A 15,219-nucleotide genomic window follows, 5' to 3' on the forward strand; every position below is an offset into this window, starting at 1 on the left:
CGCTGACTCGACAACGAACGCCAAGCCCCCGTCATACCTTCACCACATCGCGCAGTCGGGCGAGCCTGGCCGGGCCGATGCCGTCGACCTCGGCGAGTTGGTCGACGGAGGTGAAGCGGCCATTGCTGGTGCGCCATGCGATGATCGCCGCCGCGGTGACCGGGCCGACTCCGGGTAATGCGTCGAGTTCGGCTTCGGTGGCCGTGTTGAGGTCGACCGTGGTGTTGGCGCTACCTGGTTTCGCCTGTGCGGGAGAGCTTCCCGGCCCTGCCGGTTGCCCCGAACCGGAAGCGGGTGCGCCCGAGCGTCCGCCGGAACTGATCGTCGTGCTCCCGAGCTGGGGCGGACCCGAAACCGGGCCAGGTGGGCCGACCAGCACTTGGTCGCCATCGAGCAGCCGTTGCGCGAGATTCAAGCCGGTCAAGTCCGCGCCGTCGCGCGAGCCGCCCGCCGCCGCGACGGCGTCGGCGACCCGCGCACCGTCGGGCAATCGGACCAGGCCGGAACGGTGCACCAAGCCGACCACACTGATCACCAATTCGGTAGGTGTGGGTGGCTGCGGAGTCGGCGCAGCGACTGGCACGCCACCATGGGTCAGCGGATCGTCGGCCGCGCGGGTGGCCGTCGCTGTCGTCGATCCGAGGGCGGGCAGCGGTGCGACCGCCGCGGCGACCGGGCGCTCGCGGAAGGCCACCACACCCGCGACCACCACCGCCACGATCCCGACGACCACCATGGCGCGCACGCCTCGACGCCCAGGGTCCACCATGGCGCCGCGAAAGCGCTCCGGCACCAGCCGTTCCCGCCATGACCGGTCTTCGGGCTCGGTCAACCAGCTCGGTGTACGGATCGTCCCCGCCTCGTCGGGTTCGGCGGCGGCATGATCCGCGTCGACCGAAGCCTGACTCCGTGCGGTGCCGGGTAACCGCGTGAGATTCCACCGCCCCGAGGACATCCCGTCGTGCTCGACGTCGCCGCGCGGACGCGCACCCTCGCCCGCGACGCCGAGTCCCACCGTCCTGCTCGCGCCGACCCGGTCGGTCAGCGCGCCCATCCGCTGCCGAACTCGTTCGCGCTCGTCCTGTCGTGACATGTCGGCGACGCTAACCGGATCGGACCCCGAAAGATCCGCTCGCACCAGGCACTTCGTCAAACCTGTTGATAACTAACCACTGTGCACAACTCGCCGACGACACGCGGCGAACACCGACTAGGCGGGGATGACGACCACGCCGACCGCACCGACCCCGAGGTGCACGGCCAGCGTGGGACCGAACTCCGTGACAATGAGTTCCCGCAGGTCGGGCAGCTTCTCCCGCAATTGGCCCGCGACGGTGTTCGCCGCGTCCTCGGCACCCAGGTGCTGCACGGCGACGGTGGCACCCGCACCGTGCGCGGATTCGACGGCCGCGGCCACGAGCTTGGCGTACGCCTTGGAACGCGTGCGCACCTTTTCCCGCAGCTCCAGCCGACCTTCGACGATCTGCAACAGCGGCTTCGTCACCAGTTCGCTGCCGAAGAAACTGGCGGCGGCCGACAGCCTGCCGCCCCTTCGCAATTGTTCGGTGCGATTGACCAGGATGAATGTGCGCGCCTCGCGCGACGCGGACACCGCGGTGGCGTAGACCTCCGCCAGCGGCGCACCGGTCTTGGCTCGTCGGGCCGCCGCCAGCACCGGAAGACCGGTCGCCAAACCCGCACCCAGCGAGTCGACCAGGTGCACCCGATCCTCGGCGGCCATCTCCCGCACGGCCTGCCTGCCCGCCTCCCAGGTTCCCGAGAGCTGACGCGAAAGATGTACCGCGACAACGCCGTCGCCGTCGCTGCGGGTCAGCGCCTGTTCGTAGACCGCGCGCAGCTCCCCCGGCGACGCACCCGAAGTGCTGACCGCGTCCGAGCCGTAGTCGATGTCGACAGCGTCGATTCCCTCGCGGATCGCCTGGTCACCGACCAACACGTGCAGCGGAACGACGGCGATCGCCAGCTCGTCGACGAGGTCAGCAGGCAGGCTGGCGGACGAATCGGTGACGACCACGACGGCCACGGACTACCGAACCTCCTGCAAGGTCTTCACCATCGCGGTGGCGACGGCGGCATGACCCGCCCAGCCCCAATGGATTCCGTCCGGATTGGCTTCGCCGGAGAAGACGTCGTCTCGGACCGCTTCGCCGAGATCGACCAGCGGCACCGAGGTGCGCGCCGACCATTCGCGCAATGCGCGCACCGCGCGGGGACGACCCGAATGCACCCGACCGTATGCCTCGCAATTGTGCACCGAGGGCAGCACGGCGACGACCGGCAATTCCGGCCGAAGGTAGGCCAGCGCGGCACGGGAACGCTCCAGGTAGTCCACGCTCACCTTCGGTGGAAGCGCCACCGGGCGACCGAGTTTCGAGAGTTTCGGCTGCAACCAGCCGTAGCAGCCGCGTACCACCCGACGCAGCCCGGGTGGGCGAACGTAGCGAATGAGTTCACGCAGCGCGGTCGGCAGCGGCGAGGGCAGGGTATCCATGCCGCCGACGGCGAAGACCACCGCGCTCGCCTTGGGTACCGCGGCCCAGACCCGAGGGTCGCCGATCAACGCCCAGTACGCGTCGCGTTGGGTCCAGCCGATACGCCCGATCAGCTCGATGTCCCAATCCAGTTCCGCGCCGACCAAACTCGGCCAGATCTTCGGGTGATCCGCGGGCAGACCGCCTTTCGGACCGAAGTACGACAGCGAATCGGCGATCACCAAGAGCACGGGTCGTCCACTCGCGGGTGTCTCGTTCGAGCCGCTGGCCGCATCACCGGAGCTCGCCTCGACGCTCGAAATCTCGACGGTGGACACGTCGGGGCTCGAAACCTCGACGTCAGAAGCGTCGAGGTCATCCGACGTCTCGATACCGGAACTGTCAACGCTGGAGCTGTCAGTACTGGAAGTATCGGCATCGGGCGCTTCGGTCCGGGAAGCGTCCGCAACCTCGACGCCGACCCGTTGATCGTGCCCCACATCGGCGCCGTCACCGACCGCGGCAGCGGATTCCCTTGCCTCCGCCACCGATTCACGACCGGACTCGTCTGTCCCGACCACGCTTGGCGCCGCATCGGACGTCGAGTCCTCCGCGATGACCGAATCCGCTGGCTCGGCAGGAGACTCCGGCGAAACCAGCGCCGCCGAAACCGCGTCACCGGATTCGCTTGCCGGAACCTCTGCCGGCGAGGAGCTTTCGGCCGGTTCCGCACCGGCGGATTCGTGCGCCGGCTGCGGCGGGCGATCGGTCGCCGCGACGGCGGAAGGCTCCTCGGCCGCCTCCCCGTCGTCGAGCGAGAGCACGTTCGAGGCGGCGGTGGTATCCGAATCGACCACGTCGACATCGGGGTTCGCCGGTGCCGGGGTCGGAGCAGGCCCGAACAGCGCGTCCGGGATCGCACGTTCCGGCTTCGCCGAAACACGCCGGAACAGTTCGTCCGGCACCTGCCTGATCGGATCTTCAGAGGACATCCGGGGCCACCTTCGCAGCTGCGTTCCACACATCGAGTCGCCACGCGGGCTGCTCGATGCTCTCGACGTGGCTGCTCAGCTGTACCCAGCTGGTATTGGCCAGTCCACCGAGGGCAGGCCAGTTCTTCGCGGGCAGGTCGAGCAGCGCAGCCGTGAGGGCGGCGATCAGCCCGCCGTGCGCAACCAGGATGATAGACCGACCGGGCCAGTCCTGCCGCTCGACCAGCAATTCCCGCACCACGGGCAGCGCACGCGCACCCACCTCCAGCTTGCTCTCGCCGCCGGGTGGCGTGAAGGCGGCGTCGAGCCGCCATTCGGCGCGCGCACCGGGATATCCGGCGTCGACGTCGAGGTGGGTCAAGCCTTCCCACTCCCCGAGACTGGTCTCCCGCAAGCGCGGCTCGGGCACCACCTCGAGCGAGCCGTATTCGGCCAGCGCGGAAGCGGTATCGAAAGCACGGCGCAGATCCGAGGAGATCAGCGCGATCGCATTACGCGAAACCAGTTCCCGCGCCGCTTCTTTCGCCTGCCGCCGCCCCAGCTCGGTGAGATCGGTATCGATTTGTCCCTGCATCCGATCGGCGGCATTCCATTCGGTTTGCCCGTGCCGCAACAGGATCAGGGTTCTTACCCGCGCGTTCCGGTGGGTCCGCGCGTCGTGTTCGGCCAGACTCACTCGCTGTCGTCCTCCGCGACCGGGTCGGCTTGCACGGCCGCCTGGCCGATTCCCTCGACGGGAACGGCCGGGCAATCCTTCCAAAGCCGTTCCAGCGCATAGAAATCACGCTCGTCACTGTGCTGAATATGCACCACGACATCCACGTAATCCAGCAGCGCCCACCGGCCTTCGCGGGTGCCTTCGCGACGCACCGGCTTGTGCCCCGCGTCGCGCAGCTTCTCCTCGACATTGTCGACGATCGCGTTGACCTGGCGCTCGTTCGGCGCGGAGGCGATCACGAAACAGTCGGTGATCACCAACTGCTCGGACACATCGAGCACCACCACATCGGTCGCCAGCTTCGCGTCCGCGGCGCGAGCCGCGATGCGCGACATCTCGATCGCCTCATCCGTTGCGCTCATGCTCGCACCTCGCCGCTCTCACTCAAGCTCCGCTACCTTCCGTCCTGCGGGCACATACAAGTGCCGCTTCGATATGTACTGCACCACGCCATCCGGAACGAGGTACCACACCGGCCGGTTCTCGGCGGCGCGACGGCGGCATTCGCTCGAGGAGATCGCCAACGCCGGGATCTCGATCATGGTCACCGCATCGGCAGGAAGATCACGCAGATATTCTTCGAGATGGTCGGTGTTCAGTTCGTACCCTGGACGGCTCACCCCGACGAACTTCGCCAGTTCGAACAGTTCGGCCCAATCCTGCCATGTGAGGATGTTGGCCAACGCGTCCGCTCCGGTGATGAAGAACAGGTCGGCCTCTGGATGCTGACTGCGCATCTCGCGCAAGGTGTCCACGGTGTAGGTGACCTTGTGCCGATCGATGTCGGCACGGCTGACCGAGAAACGCGGGTTGGACGCGGTCGCGATCACGGTCATCAGGTAGCGGTCCTCGGCGGGACTGACCTGCTTATCGACCTTCTGCCATGGTTGCCCGGTGGGAACGAAGACCACTTCGTCCAGGTCGAAGCGGTTGGCGACCTCGCTGGCCGCTACCAGGTGACCGTGATGAATGGGGTCGAAGGTGCCACCCATCACGCCGAGCCTCGGGACGCGCCGGCCTGTCTCGTGCATGAGAGCCGAGCTTAATGGGTGCGCTCAGAACTGGAACCGGTAGCACTCGTCGACGTGACCGGCGCCGCACAGCTCGAGCATCGCGGCCAACTGTTCGTGGGTGTCACGGAGTTCGTCGGCGAGCCAGGACAAGGCCGCGTCCTCGGGTACACCATCGTCGTCCTCGGGTACACCATCGCCTCCTGACAGGTGCGTCAGATCCGCGAGCAGCCCCCGCATCGTCGCGATCCACGGTCGGTGCTCGTCGCCCTCGCCCGCACTCCGCAGCTGCGACCACGCCGCCGCGCGCGTGCACCGCGCGTATTCGTCGAGCCGACCCACCCGCAGCCACAGCTGCGCCGCACGCAGATACGACTGCCGCGCGTCCCCCGCTCTCCCACGCGTGAGCCGCCGAACAGGCGAGCTCGGCGAGCAGATCGGCCTGTCCCGGTTCGTGCTCGAGCAACCGCGCGGCCTCCGCGAAATGCCACACCGCGTCGCTCGAGCGGCGCACGGCGGCGAGCGACCGCGCGAACTGCGCTCGAACGATCGCGGACTCGGCCGCCGGATACGGTAGTTCCTCGCCCGCCAATGCCTGTTCGAACAGGGCGACCGCCTCGCCGTGGCGGGTGGCGCGGGCCAGCGCACGCGCGGCGACCACGGTGTAGTGGCGCACGTTCTGGTCCGACAGGCCCGTCCATGCTGTCGCCGCGCGGACCGCGGCTTCCGCGAGGTCCACGTCGCGGTCGGGTTGCGCACAGATCGCGATGACCAGCTGCGAACTCAGCGTGGCGCAGACGTGCGCGGCCAGCGCGCCCGTGCCGAGGACGATGGCCTCCCGGAAGTGCGCTTCGGCCAACTCCGGCGCCTCAGCCAGCCGCGCGGCACCGAGTTCGGCCAGCCGCCGCACCTCGGCCTCGCGATCGCCCTCGAAGTGTTCCGTCGTGTACCCATACCCATTGTCGGGCGGATTCCGAATAACCGTGTGCACCAACGCATCTCGATCCCCTGATGAACCCGCGTCGCCGGTGTTGCTCCGCTGGCACCTGGCAGCCGCACGCCGCGCCTCCTCGCCGCGTCCCGGCGTAGCGACACCGTTGTCCACCCACGCGCTGTCTCGCGACCTGTTGCTCATAGTCGGAAAGTCTGCGCACCCGCGCCAACGATTCGCTTAACGAAACCTGATCGACCCTGTGCGCGGGGACCCCGCCGCGATCACACCGGCAACAGCCGCGAGACCACCGCCGTCAATTGTTTCGCCGAACGGCATTCATGCATCTCGATGACCTCGCGATAGCGCTCGGCCGCGGAATCACCCGAACCCCACTGGCCGTGTCGCTCCGGGTTGAGCCAGTGCGCGTGCTTGGCGACCTCCACCAACTCGCGCAGCGTATCCACCTCCGGGTCGCGGTAATTCGTGCGTGCGTCGCCGAGCACCAGCAACGAACTCCGACTGGTGATGGCCGTGGGAAACTCTCGCGCCATCCCGAGCAGCGCGCTGCCGTAATCCGAGCGGCCGTCCGGACCGACGACGCTGGCCTCGTTGAAGATCCTGGCCATCGCGGTATCGGCAGGAAGACCGGGATCGAAGAATTCGGTCACCTCGTCGACCTGGCCGACGAACGCGAAAATCCTTACCCGCGAGAACTGTTCGCGCAGCGCGCTCACCAACGAGACCGTGAAACTGCTGAACCCCGCCACCGACCCCGACACATCGCACAGCAGCACCAGCTCCGGGCGACCCGGCCTCGGCTTACGATTGACCAGATCGATCGGCACACCACCGGTGGACATGGATTTGCGCAGAGTGCGACGCAAGTCGATCTCGCCGCGGCGCGAATGACGGCGCCGCACCGCCAGCCGCGATGCCAGGATGCGTGCCAAACGCTGGGTACTGCGGCGCAATTCGTCCAGATCCGATTGCGAAGCGCGCAGGAAATCGACCTCTTCGGCTTGCCGACCGATGCTGTAGCTCGCGACCCGATCCCTGCCGATCTGCTCGGCTTCGCGACGCCTGGTCTCCGCCTCGACACTCGACCGGAAACGATTGATGCGCCCACGGGCGACCCGCTTGGCCACCTCGGAGTCGAATCCGTCGTCCGGCGTCGCGCCCGCCATACCGGCCAGGATGCGCGCCAGCAGCGTCTGTGGCTGTAGGTCCTTGAGCGCGCGATACGCGGAATACGAAGGGCCACGCGCGGATTCGTAGCGCCCGACCTGCTCGACGATCTGTGCGGCAAGCGTGTCCAACCGCTGGGTGGCCTGCCCGGACTGTTCGGCCAGCTCCTCGATCAACAATTCGGCGAGCAATTTGCGCAGCGCTGGGATGTCGACCTCACCGCCGGGCTGACGCGGCACCTCGATGTCCTCGGAATCGACGGTTCGCTCGCCGAGCGCCGAGGGAAACCACAGATCGAACAGGCCGTCGAAAATCGCCCGATGCGTCGCACGCCGCAGCAGCGAGCACGCGAGGCCCTCGCGCAAGGTCTCCCGGTCCAGCAGATCGAGCACGGTGAGCACCCGGCCCGCGTCGACGGTCTCCGACGGACCGACCGGGACACCACGCGCGCGCAGGGCCGCCACGAAACCCACCAGATGACCGGGCAGCCCGTGCGGCGGGCTCGGCGCGGGCACCGTTGCGGCCGACACGATCAGGCCAACTTCAGCTCAGCCAGCGCACGCTGGTGATCGCTCTGGTGCTTGAGCACGACGCCGAGGGTGGCGCGTACGGCCTCGTCGTCGAGGTCGGCGAGCCCGAGGGCGAGCAGAGTGCGTGCCCAGTCGATCGACTCCGCGACCGAAGGCAGCTTCTTCAACTGCATCTCGCGCAGCACATGCACGATGCGCACCAGCTTGCTCGCCACCTCGGTGGACAGTTCGGGAACCCGACTGGCCAGGATGCGCCGCTCCAACTCCTGGTCGGGGAAGTCCAGGTGCAGATACAGGCAACGCCGCTTGAGGGCCTCGGAAAGCTCACGGGTCGCATTCGAGGTGAGCAGCGTGAACGGGCGCCGACTCGCGGTAATCGTGCCCAGCTCGGGGACGGTCACGGCGAAATCGCTGAGCACCTCCAGCAGCAGTCCTTCGATCTCGACGTCGGCCTTGTCGGTCTCGTCGATCAACAACACGGTGGGGTCACTGCGCCGAATCGCGGTCAGCAGCGGACGCGAGAGCAGGAACTCCTCGGTGAACACGTCGGACTTCGTGTCCACCCACTCGTTGTCGCCGGAAGAGGCCTGGATGCGCAGGATCTGCTTGGCGTGGTTCCACTCGTAGAGTGCGCGCGCCTCATCGACCCCTTCGTAACACTGCAGCCGCACGAGTTCGGCACCGGAGGTCTGCGCGACCGCCCTGGCGAGCTCGGTCTTCCCGACCCCGGCGGGGCCCTCCACCAGCAACGGCTTACCCAGGCGATCGGCGAGAAACACCGACGTCGCCGTCGCCTTGTCGGCCAGGTAACCGGTGCTGGCCAGCCGCGCGATCACATCCTCTACCGAGGCGAAAATCGGCTCTTGCACTACATCGGTCACGTGCGAGTTCCTTTCCTTCGGACTGACGCCCTAGACCGGCCTGGTCTGGCCGTCACCCCAGACGATCCACTTGGTCGAGGTGAGTTCCGGCAAGGCCATCGGCCCGCGTGCGTGCAGCTTCTGGGTGGAGATGCCGATCTCGGCGCCGAAGCCGAACTGCTCGCCGTCGGTGAATGCGGTCGAGGCGTTCACCAACACGGCCGCGGCATCCACCCGCTGGGTGAACGCCTGTGCCGCCGCCGACTCACCGGTGACGATGGCCTCGGTATGGCCGGTGCCCCAGGAGTTGATGTGCTCGATCGCCTCGTCCAGGCCATCGACCACCTTGAGCGCGATGTCCAACGACAGATACTCCTCGCCCCAGTCCTGCTGGTCGGCGGGCACCAGCCCGGGCAGGTCACCGTGCACGGTGACGCCGTGGCGTTCCAGCGCCTCGATCAACCTCGGGACGGCAACGGTGGCGATCGCGTCGTCGATCAGCACCGTCTCGGCGGCATTGCATACGCTCGGCCGCCGCGTCTTGGCGTTGATCAGGATGCTCTCGGCCATGTCGAGGTCGGCGCCGGCGTGCACGTAGACGTGGCAGTTGCCGGTTCCGGTCTCGATGGTCGGGACGGTGGCGTCGCGGACGACCGCATTGATGAGCCCGGCGCCGCCACGCGGGATCACCACGTCGACCAGTCCACGCGCCTGGATGAGATGGGTGACGCTGGAGCGGTCCGCACTGGGCAACAACTGCACCGCATCCGCCGGAAGTCCCTGTGCCAGCAGCGCTTCCCGCAACACTTCGACGAGAGCGGCATTGGAATGCGCGGCCGAGGACGACCCGCGCAGCAGCGCGGCGTTCCCCGATTTGAGCGCGAGCCCGAAGGCATCGACGGTGACGTTCGGCCGTGCCTCGTAGACCATGCCGAGCACGCCGAGCGGCACACGCACCTGACGCATCAGCAACCCGTTGGGCAGCGTCGAACCACGCAGGACCGTGCCGATCGGGTCGGGCAAGGAGGCCACCTGGCGCAGTCCCGAGGCGATGCCGTCGATTCGTGCGTTGGTCAGCCGCAAGCGGTCGAGCAAGGAATCCTCGGTCCCGGAGGATTGCGCGGCCAGCAGATCCTCGGCGTTGGCCGCGAGCACGGTGTCGGCGGCGGCGAGCAGCGCATCGGCCGCGGCGTGCAGTGCGTCGTTCTTCTGCGCCGTGGTGAGCTGAGCGAGCACACGTGCGGCGACACGCGCCCTCCGTGCTGCGCCGTGCACCACCTCGCGCGTGTCAGGATCGGCCGTCGTTCCTACCGTCATGGGTCCCAGACTACGCACCCGGTTCGGTGCCCATCGAACCGATTCCGGCGGGACACCGCGCCGATCGTGTCCTGTTCACGCGAACGACTACGGTCGGAAACCATGACCGCCGATTCGGACATCCCCGTCGTCGCCGTGCTCGGCAGCGTCAACATGGATCTGGTCACGACGACCCGACGACGCCCCGAACCCGGCGAGACCCTGCTCGGCACCGACTTCACGACGGTGGCCGGGGGCAAGGGCGCCAATCAGGCGATCGCGGCTCGTCGTTGCGGCGCCGACGTGCGGTTTCTCGGCGCGGTCGGTGCCGACACGTTTGGCGTGGAACTCACTGCCGCACTGCGGGATTCATCACTAGATGTGAAGCTTCTCCGCAGCGAACCCGGCCCGAGCGGGGTAGCCAGCATCGTGGTCGACGAAGCAGGCGAGAACAGCATCATCGTGGTCGCGGGCGCGAACTCGCGGATGACCGAACTCTCCCGCGCGGAACTCGACGCCATCGCCGAGGCCGATATCTTGCTGTGCCAGTTGGAGATTCCGCTCGAGACGGTCGCCGTTGCGGCGCGTCACGCACGGCACAACTCCACCACGGTCGTACTCAACCCCTCGCCCGTTCAGCGCCTTCCCGCCGACATGTGGACGAATATCGATGTGGCAGTGGTTAATTCAGGTGAGCACGAGAAGCTCGGCAGCGACCTCGACATGGTCGACCACGTGGTGATCACCCGAGGCGGCGACGGCGCGGAATATCGCGGCCGCGACGGCGCACGACTGTCTCGGCCGAGCCCGAAGATCACCGTTGTCGACACCACCGGCGCGGGCGACGCCTTCACCGGCGCACTGGCCGCCACCTGGCACAAAGGACCCGAATTCGCCATGAGCTGGGCGGTTGCGGCAGGGTCGCTGGCTACGACCACGCTCGGCGCGAGCAGTTCCCTGCCCACCGAGTCGGCCGTCGCCGAACTGCTGCGCCGCGAGCGCGACACCTGACCGCACGCGGGTGCGCGGCATTAATTCGCGTGCACTCGACAATGCCCGTCTCTACGGTGAGAGGACCGAAAGAGAGGACGTCATCATGTTTCCCGTCGAGTTGCACGGCACCCGTGCGCGGACGTTGATGTGGGCACAGGAGCAGGCGATCGAACCGGAAGCGCTGCGACAGCTGCGCAATATCGCCGCGCTGCAATGGGTCCACGGCGTGCGCGTGATGCCGGATGTGCACCTCGGCAAAGGTGCCACCGTCGGGTCTGTGATCGCGATGCGCGACGCGGTGTCACCCGCGGCGGTCGGTGTGGATATCGGATGCGGCATGGAGAGCGTGAAAACCGATCTCACCGCGGCCGATCTGCCAGACAACCTGCGCGGATTGCGGTCACGAATCGAACGCGCTGTGCCGGTGGGCTTCCATGCGCACGACCGTGCGGTCGATGTCGACAGGTTGCGCCCGCGCGTCGCCGCGTCCGGGGCGAACACGGCGACACTGAGCGCGGGCTGGGCCAGGTTCTGGAGTTCCTTCGGCGAACTGCACGACGGCGTGCAAACGCGAGAATCGAAGGCGCACAAGCAGATGGGTTCCCTGGGTGGGGGAAACCATTTCATCGAACTGTGTCTGGACCAGGACGACGCGGTGTGGATTCTGTTGCACTCCGGCAGCCGCAATATCGGCAAGGAACTCGCCGAGCGACACATGGCGATCGCCCGCGCCTTGCCGCACAACACCGGCCTGCCGGACCGCGACCTGGCCGTTTTCCTTGCCGGCACCGCCGAAATGGCCGCCTACCGACGCGATCTCACCTGGGCGCAGGAGTATGCCGCGCGTAACCGCGCGGTGATGCTCGCGCTGGTGTGCTGCGCGGTGCAGGACGAATTCGCCGAGCGCACAGTGCGTTTCGATCGACCGATCTCGTGCCACCACAACTACGTTTCCGAAGAGCTGATCGACGAAACACCGATGCTGGTGACCCGCAAGGGTGCGGTTCGCGCCGGGGCGGGCGACTTGGCGCTGATCCCCGGCTCGATGGGAACGCGGTCCTATGTCGTGCGCGGCAAGGGAAACCCGGACTCGTTCCAGTCCGCCTCGCACGGGGCCGGTCGCCGGATGAGTCGCAGCGCCGCCAAGCGCCAGTACACCGTGGCCGACCTGGTCACGCAGACCGAAGGGGTCGAGTCCCGTAAGGACGCGGGGGTGGTCGACGAAATTCCCGCCGCCTACAAGAACATCGACGACGTGATCGCGGCGCAGCAGGACCTGGTGGATGTGGTGGCGACGCTGCGTCAGGTGCTCTGCGTCAAGGGATAGCGGTGGAACCCGTTTCGTGCCTGAGGTTTTCCGGCACGAAACGGGTCAGCGGTCGAGGTCGTCGGCGGGTCAACGCTTGCGCAGCGTCGCGGCCAGTGCCGCACCGATCAGCAGCAGTCCGATCACCACGGATAAGCCGTTCTGTAACCAATTATGCAGGGCCAGTAGATATTCGCCCGACAGGATCGGCAGCTTCTCCACCTGCCGAAAGGTGTCGTTCGGAAAGAAGATGTGCATCGCCGCCGGGACGATTCCCCAGATCAGCCCCGAGATCGCGGTGCCGACAGGGGAATACGCGGCCAGCGCGACCACGAAGAACAGCAAGACCGCGCCGCCGATGATCTGCGAGTTCGAACTCCATCGATCGGACGCGTTGCCCGAAACCACCCAGCCACGACTCTGCAGCGAACCGTGTGCGACGAGCAGCACCCCCGCGGGAGTCGCCACCACCCCGAGCAAGGTCCCCAGCAATGCCCGCCCGAAACCACTCCTCGACTGGAACTGCGCGCCCGGCGGCGCCCACCCCGGCGGCGGTCCATAACTGCTCGACACTGATCGGCCCTCCTCCGGATCGCGGGTAGCGGCGATCCTCCTCGGCTCATTCTGCGTCCTCCCGCCCGATCGTGCGCGCGATATCGCCCGCGTACGCCTCGGAAACAGGGACGCGCCCCGACGCGGGCGGGGAAATCTGTCGGTACCGTCGGGCACGATGGAGCACATGACTACGGCGACCGATGTCCCGGAGCTCGACCTCAGCGCACCTGATCTGCGCGAACGTGCCGAACAGCTACTCAGGGAGCTGGCGGGGCCCGAAGCGCGCCTGCGCGAAGACCAGTGGACCGCGATCGAGGCGCTGGTGGTGCGGCGGCGGCGTGCGCTGGTGGTGCAGCGCACCGGCTGGGGCAAGTCCGCGGTGTACTTCATCGCCGCCAAGCTGCTGCGCCGCGCGGGCCGCGGCCCGACGGTGATCGTCTCGCCGTTGCTGGCGCTCATGCGCAACCAGGTCACCGCCGCCCAACGCGCGGGCGTGACCGCCGCGACGATCAACTCCGGCAATGTCACCGAGTGGGACGACATCCACGCCAAGGTCGCCTCCGGCGAGGTCGACGTGCTGCTGGTGAGCCCGGAACGGTTGAACAATCCCGACTTTCGCGATCAGGTGCTGCCCAGACTCGCCGCCGACGCGGGCTTGGTCGTCATCGACGAGGCGCACTGCGTCTCGGACTGGGGACACGATTTCCGCCCCGACTATCGCCGTATCCGCACCCTGATCGCCGACCTCGGTTCCGAGGTGCCGGTGCTGGCCACCACCGCGACGGCCAACGACCGAGTGGTCACCGACGTCGCCACCCAGATCGGCACCGACACCCTCGTCCTGCGCGGCACACTCGACCGCGAATCACTGCACCTGTCGGTGGTCCGGTTCGACGATCCGATCGAGCGCACCGCGTGGCTCAGCGACCGCCTGCGCGACCTGCCCGGCTCCGGCATCATCTACACCCTCACCGTCGCCGCCGCGCACGACCTCGCCGACGTCCTCACCACGCACGGCCACACCGTCGCCGCCTACACCGGGCAGACCGACCCCGCCGAACGCGAGACGCTCGAAGGCGCGCTGCTCGGCAACGAGGTGAAAGCGCTGATCGCCACGTCGGCGCTCGGCATGGGGTTCGACAAACCCGACCTCGGGTTCGTGGTGCACGTGGGCGCACCGTCGTCGCCGATCTCCTACTACCAGCAGGTGGGTCGCGCGGGGCGAGGCACCGCGCGCGCCGAAGTGGTGCTGCTGCCCGGCCCCGAGGACAAGCGGATCTGGAGTTACTTCGCCTCCGTGGCCTTTCCGCGCGAGCACGTGGTGCGCTCGGTACTCGATGCGCTCGAGCAAGATCGCGCGTTGTCGACGGTGGCGCTGGAGCCCTTGGTCGAGCTGAATCGCTCCCGTTTGGAGATGGTGCTCAAGGTGCTCGACGTGGACGGCGCGGTGCGTCGCGTGCGCGGCGGCTGGCTGAACACCGGCGAACCCTGGGAGTACGACACCGAACGCTACGAACGCCTGGCCGAGGCCCGTGAGGTCGAGCAGCAGGCCATGATCGACTACCAGTCGCTGTCGGGCTGTCGAATGAACTTCCTGCGACGCCAACTCGACGACCCAGGACTGCCTGCGGGCGAACTGAATACACCGGGGTGCGGTCGTTGCGACAACTGCACCGGCGCCCATCCCGACACCACCGTCGCCGCCGAGTCCGTCGCGGCGACCCGCGCCAGGCTCGATCGGCCGGGACTGAATCTCGCACCACGCAAGCAGTGGCCGACCGGGCTGGCGAAACTCGGAATCCCCTTGTCGGGCAAGATCACCGGCGGCGCCGAGACCGGCAGGGTACTCGGTCGACTCACCGATCTCGGGTGGGGACAGCGGCTGCGTGCCCTGCTGGACGCGCCCGACGACCCGATCCCCGATACGGTCTTCGACGCCTGCGTCGCCGTGCTGCGCGAATGGGACTGGACCCAACGACCCTCGTCGGTGCTCGCGTTCGCGTCACCGCGATATCCGGTACTCACCGCGACGCTCGCCGCCCGCCTCGCCGAGGTCGGGCGCCTCGACGACCTCGGCACCCTGTACCCCCGGCCCGATCACCCGCCGGTCTCGGCCGCCAACTCCGCACACCGCGTCGCGGGGCTGTTCGATTCCTGGGAGGTCCCCGACCTCACCCACATCAGCGGCCCGATCCTGCTGGTGGACACCGTCACCGACACCGGCTGGACCATGACCGTGGCCGCGCACGCCCTGCGCGCCTCGGGAGCCGACGCCGTCTTGCCGTTCGCCCTGGCCACACCGACATGACCGGCACCCATTCGACCCCGGCCGCCTGGCACTTCGGCTA

The 15,219-nt window shown here is 67.8% G+C and carries 14 protein-coding genes; 3 read left to right on the forward strand and 11 right to left on the reverse strand.

Going from position 1 to position 15,219, the window contains the following annotated elements:
- Positions 1–31: 31 nt before the first annotated feature.
- From ABEA50_RS29500 to ABEA50_RS29545, 10 genes are all read right to left on the reverse strand, one after another.
- On the reverse strand, positions 32–955 hold the full coding sequence (locus tag ABEA50_RS29500; protein WP_425577748.1) for a ComEA family DNA-binding protein: 924 nt from the start codon (positions 953–955) through the stop codon (positions 32–34).
- Positions 956–1,210: 255 nt separating this feature from the next.
- Positions 1,211–2,044, reverse strand: coding sequence for a DegV family protein (locus ABEA50_RS29505; RefSeq protein WP_345499662.1), 834 nt, complete (start codon positions 2,042–2,044; stop codon positions 1,211–1,213).
- Positions 2,045–2,047: 3 nt separating this feature from the next.
- Entirely contained in the window at positions 2,048–2,743 is a 696-nt protein-coding gene (gene octT / locus ABEA50_RS29510) for a diglucosylglycerate octanoyltransferase (RefSeq protein ID WP_345499785.1), read from the reverse strand.
- A gap of 730 nt (positions 2,744–3,473) precedes the next feature.
- Complete coding sequence (locus ABEA50_RS29515; protein ID WP_345499663.1) at positions 3,474–4,160, reverse strand: histidine phosphatase family protein; 687 nt, start codon at positions 4,158–4,160, stop codon at positions 3,474–3,476.
- Positions 4,157–4,564, reverse strand: coding sequence for a ribosome silencing factor (gene rsfS, locus ABEA50_RS29520; protein ID WP_345499665.1), 408 nt, complete (start codon positions 4,562–4,564; stop codon positions 4,157–4,159). Before rsfS ends, ABEA50_RS29515 begins: the two co-directional genes overlap by 4 nt.
- 18 nt (positions 4,565–4,582) lie before the next feature.
- Complete coding sequence (gene nadD / locus ABEA50_RS29525) at positions 4,583–5,233, reverse strand: nicotinate-nucleotide adenylyltransferase (RefSeq protein ID WP_345499667.1); 651 nt, start codon at positions 5,231–5,233, stop codon at positions 4,583–4,585.
- Positions 5,234–5,336: 103 nt separating this feature from the next.
- Positions 5,337–6,347, reverse strand: a complete 1,011-nt coding sequence (locus tag ABEA50_RS29530) for a hypothetical protein (protein WP_345499669.1) — start codon at positions 6,345–6,347, stop codon at positions 5,337–5,339.
- Positions 6,348–6,427: 80 nt separating this feature from the next.
- Positions 6,428–7,861 carry a vWA domain-containing protein gene (locus ABEA50_RS29535; protein ID WP_345499670.1) on the reverse strand — a complete coding sequence of 478 codons (1,434 nt, stop codon included), beginning with the start codon at positions 7,859–7,861 and terminating at the stop codon, positions 6,428–6,430.
- 2 nt (positions 7,862–7,863) lie between these two features.
- Entirely contained in the window at positions 7,864–8,742 is an 879-nt protein-coding gene (locus ABEA50_RS29540; RefSeq protein WP_345499671.1) for an AAA family ATPase, read from the reverse strand.
- A 30-nt stretch (positions 8,743–8,772) separates the two neighbouring features.
- Positions 8,773–10,038 (reverse strand): glutamate-5-semialdehyde dehydrogenase, encoded by a 1,266-nt coding sequence (locus ABEA50_RS29545; RefSeq protein WP_345499672.1) that lies wholly within the window; start codon positions 10,036–10,038, stop codon positions 8,773–8,775.
- Positions 10,039–10,140: 102 nt separating this feature from the next.
- Here ABEA50_RS29545 and ABEA50_RS29550 point away from each other — a divergent pair, with 102 nt between their 5' ends.
- Together ABEA50_RS29550 and ABEA50_RS29555 are read left to right on the forward strand one after the other, a co-directional pair.
- Positions 10,141–11,028, forward strand: a complete 888-nt coding sequence (locus ABEA50_RS29550; RefSeq protein WP_345499673.1) for a ribokinase — start codon at positions 10,141–10,143, stop codon at positions 11,026–11,028.
- An 85-nt stretch (positions 11,029–11,113) separates the two neighbouring features.
- Entirely contained in the window at positions 11,114–12,337 is a 1,224-nt protein-coding gene (locus tag ABEA50_RS29555; RefSeq protein ID WP_345499674.1) for an RtcB family protein, read from the forward strand.
- A 69-nt stretch (positions 12,338–12,406) separates the two neighbouring features.
- Here ABEA50_RS29555 and ABEA50_RS29560 read toward each other — a convergent pair whose 3' ends face one another.
- A complete protein-coding gene (locus ABEA50_RS29560) occupies positions 12,407–12,889 on the reverse strand; it encodes a hypothetical protein (protein ID WP_345499675.1) in 483 nt (160 codons plus the stop codon).
- Positions 12,890–13,055: 166 nt separating this feature from the next.
- On the opposite strand from ABEA50_RS29560, the gene ABEA50_RS29565 reads away from it, so the two are divergent.
- Entirely contained in the window at positions 13,056–15,179 is a 2,124-nt protein-coding gene (locus tag ABEA50_RS29565) for a RecQ family ATP-dependent DNA helicase (RefSeq protein ID WP_345499676.1), read from the forward strand.
- Positions 15,180–15,219 lie beyond the last annotated feature (40 nt).

This window comes from Nocardia callitridis, assembly GCF_039543305.1.
Classification (GTDB): domain Bacteria; phylum Actinomycetota; class Actinomycetes; order Mycobacteriales; family Mycobacteriaceae; genus Nocardia; species Nocardia callitridis.

Bases quoted from the DNA above. Each gene is read 5' to 3' on its own strand.
- ABEA50_RS29500 (WP_425577748.1), bottom strand. From the start codon at position 955: ATGTCCTCGGGGCGGTGGAATCTCACGCGGTTACCCGGCACCGCACGG.
- rsfS (WP_345499665.1), bottom strand. From the start codon at position 4,564: ATGAGCGCAACGGATGAGGCGATCGAGATGTCGCGCATCGCGGCTCGC.
- nadD (WP_345499667.1), bottom strand. From the start codon at position 5,233: ATGCACGAGACAGGCCGGCGCGTCCCGAGGCTCGGCGTGATGGGTGGC.
- ABEA50_RS29530 (WP_345499669.1), bottom strand. From the start codon at position 6,347: ATGAGCAACAGGTCGCGAGACAGCGCGTGGGTGGACAACGGTGTCGCT.
- ABEA50_RS29545 (WP_345499672.1), bottom strand. From the start codon at position 10,038: ATGACGGTAGGAACGACGGCCGATCCTGACACGCGCGAGGTGGTGCAC.
- ABEA50_RS29550 (WP_345499673.1), top strand. From the start codon at position 10,141: ATGACCGCCGATTCGGACATCCCCGTCGTCGCCGTGCTCGGCAGCGTC.
- ABEA50_RS29555 (WP_345499674.1), top strand. From the start codon at position 11,114: ATGTTTCCCGTCGAGTTGCACGGCACCCGTGCGCGGACGTTGATGTGG.
- ABEA50_RS29565 (WP_345499676.1), top strand. From the start codon at position 13,056: ATGACTACGGCGACCGATGTCCCGGAGCTCGACCTCAGCGCACCTGAT.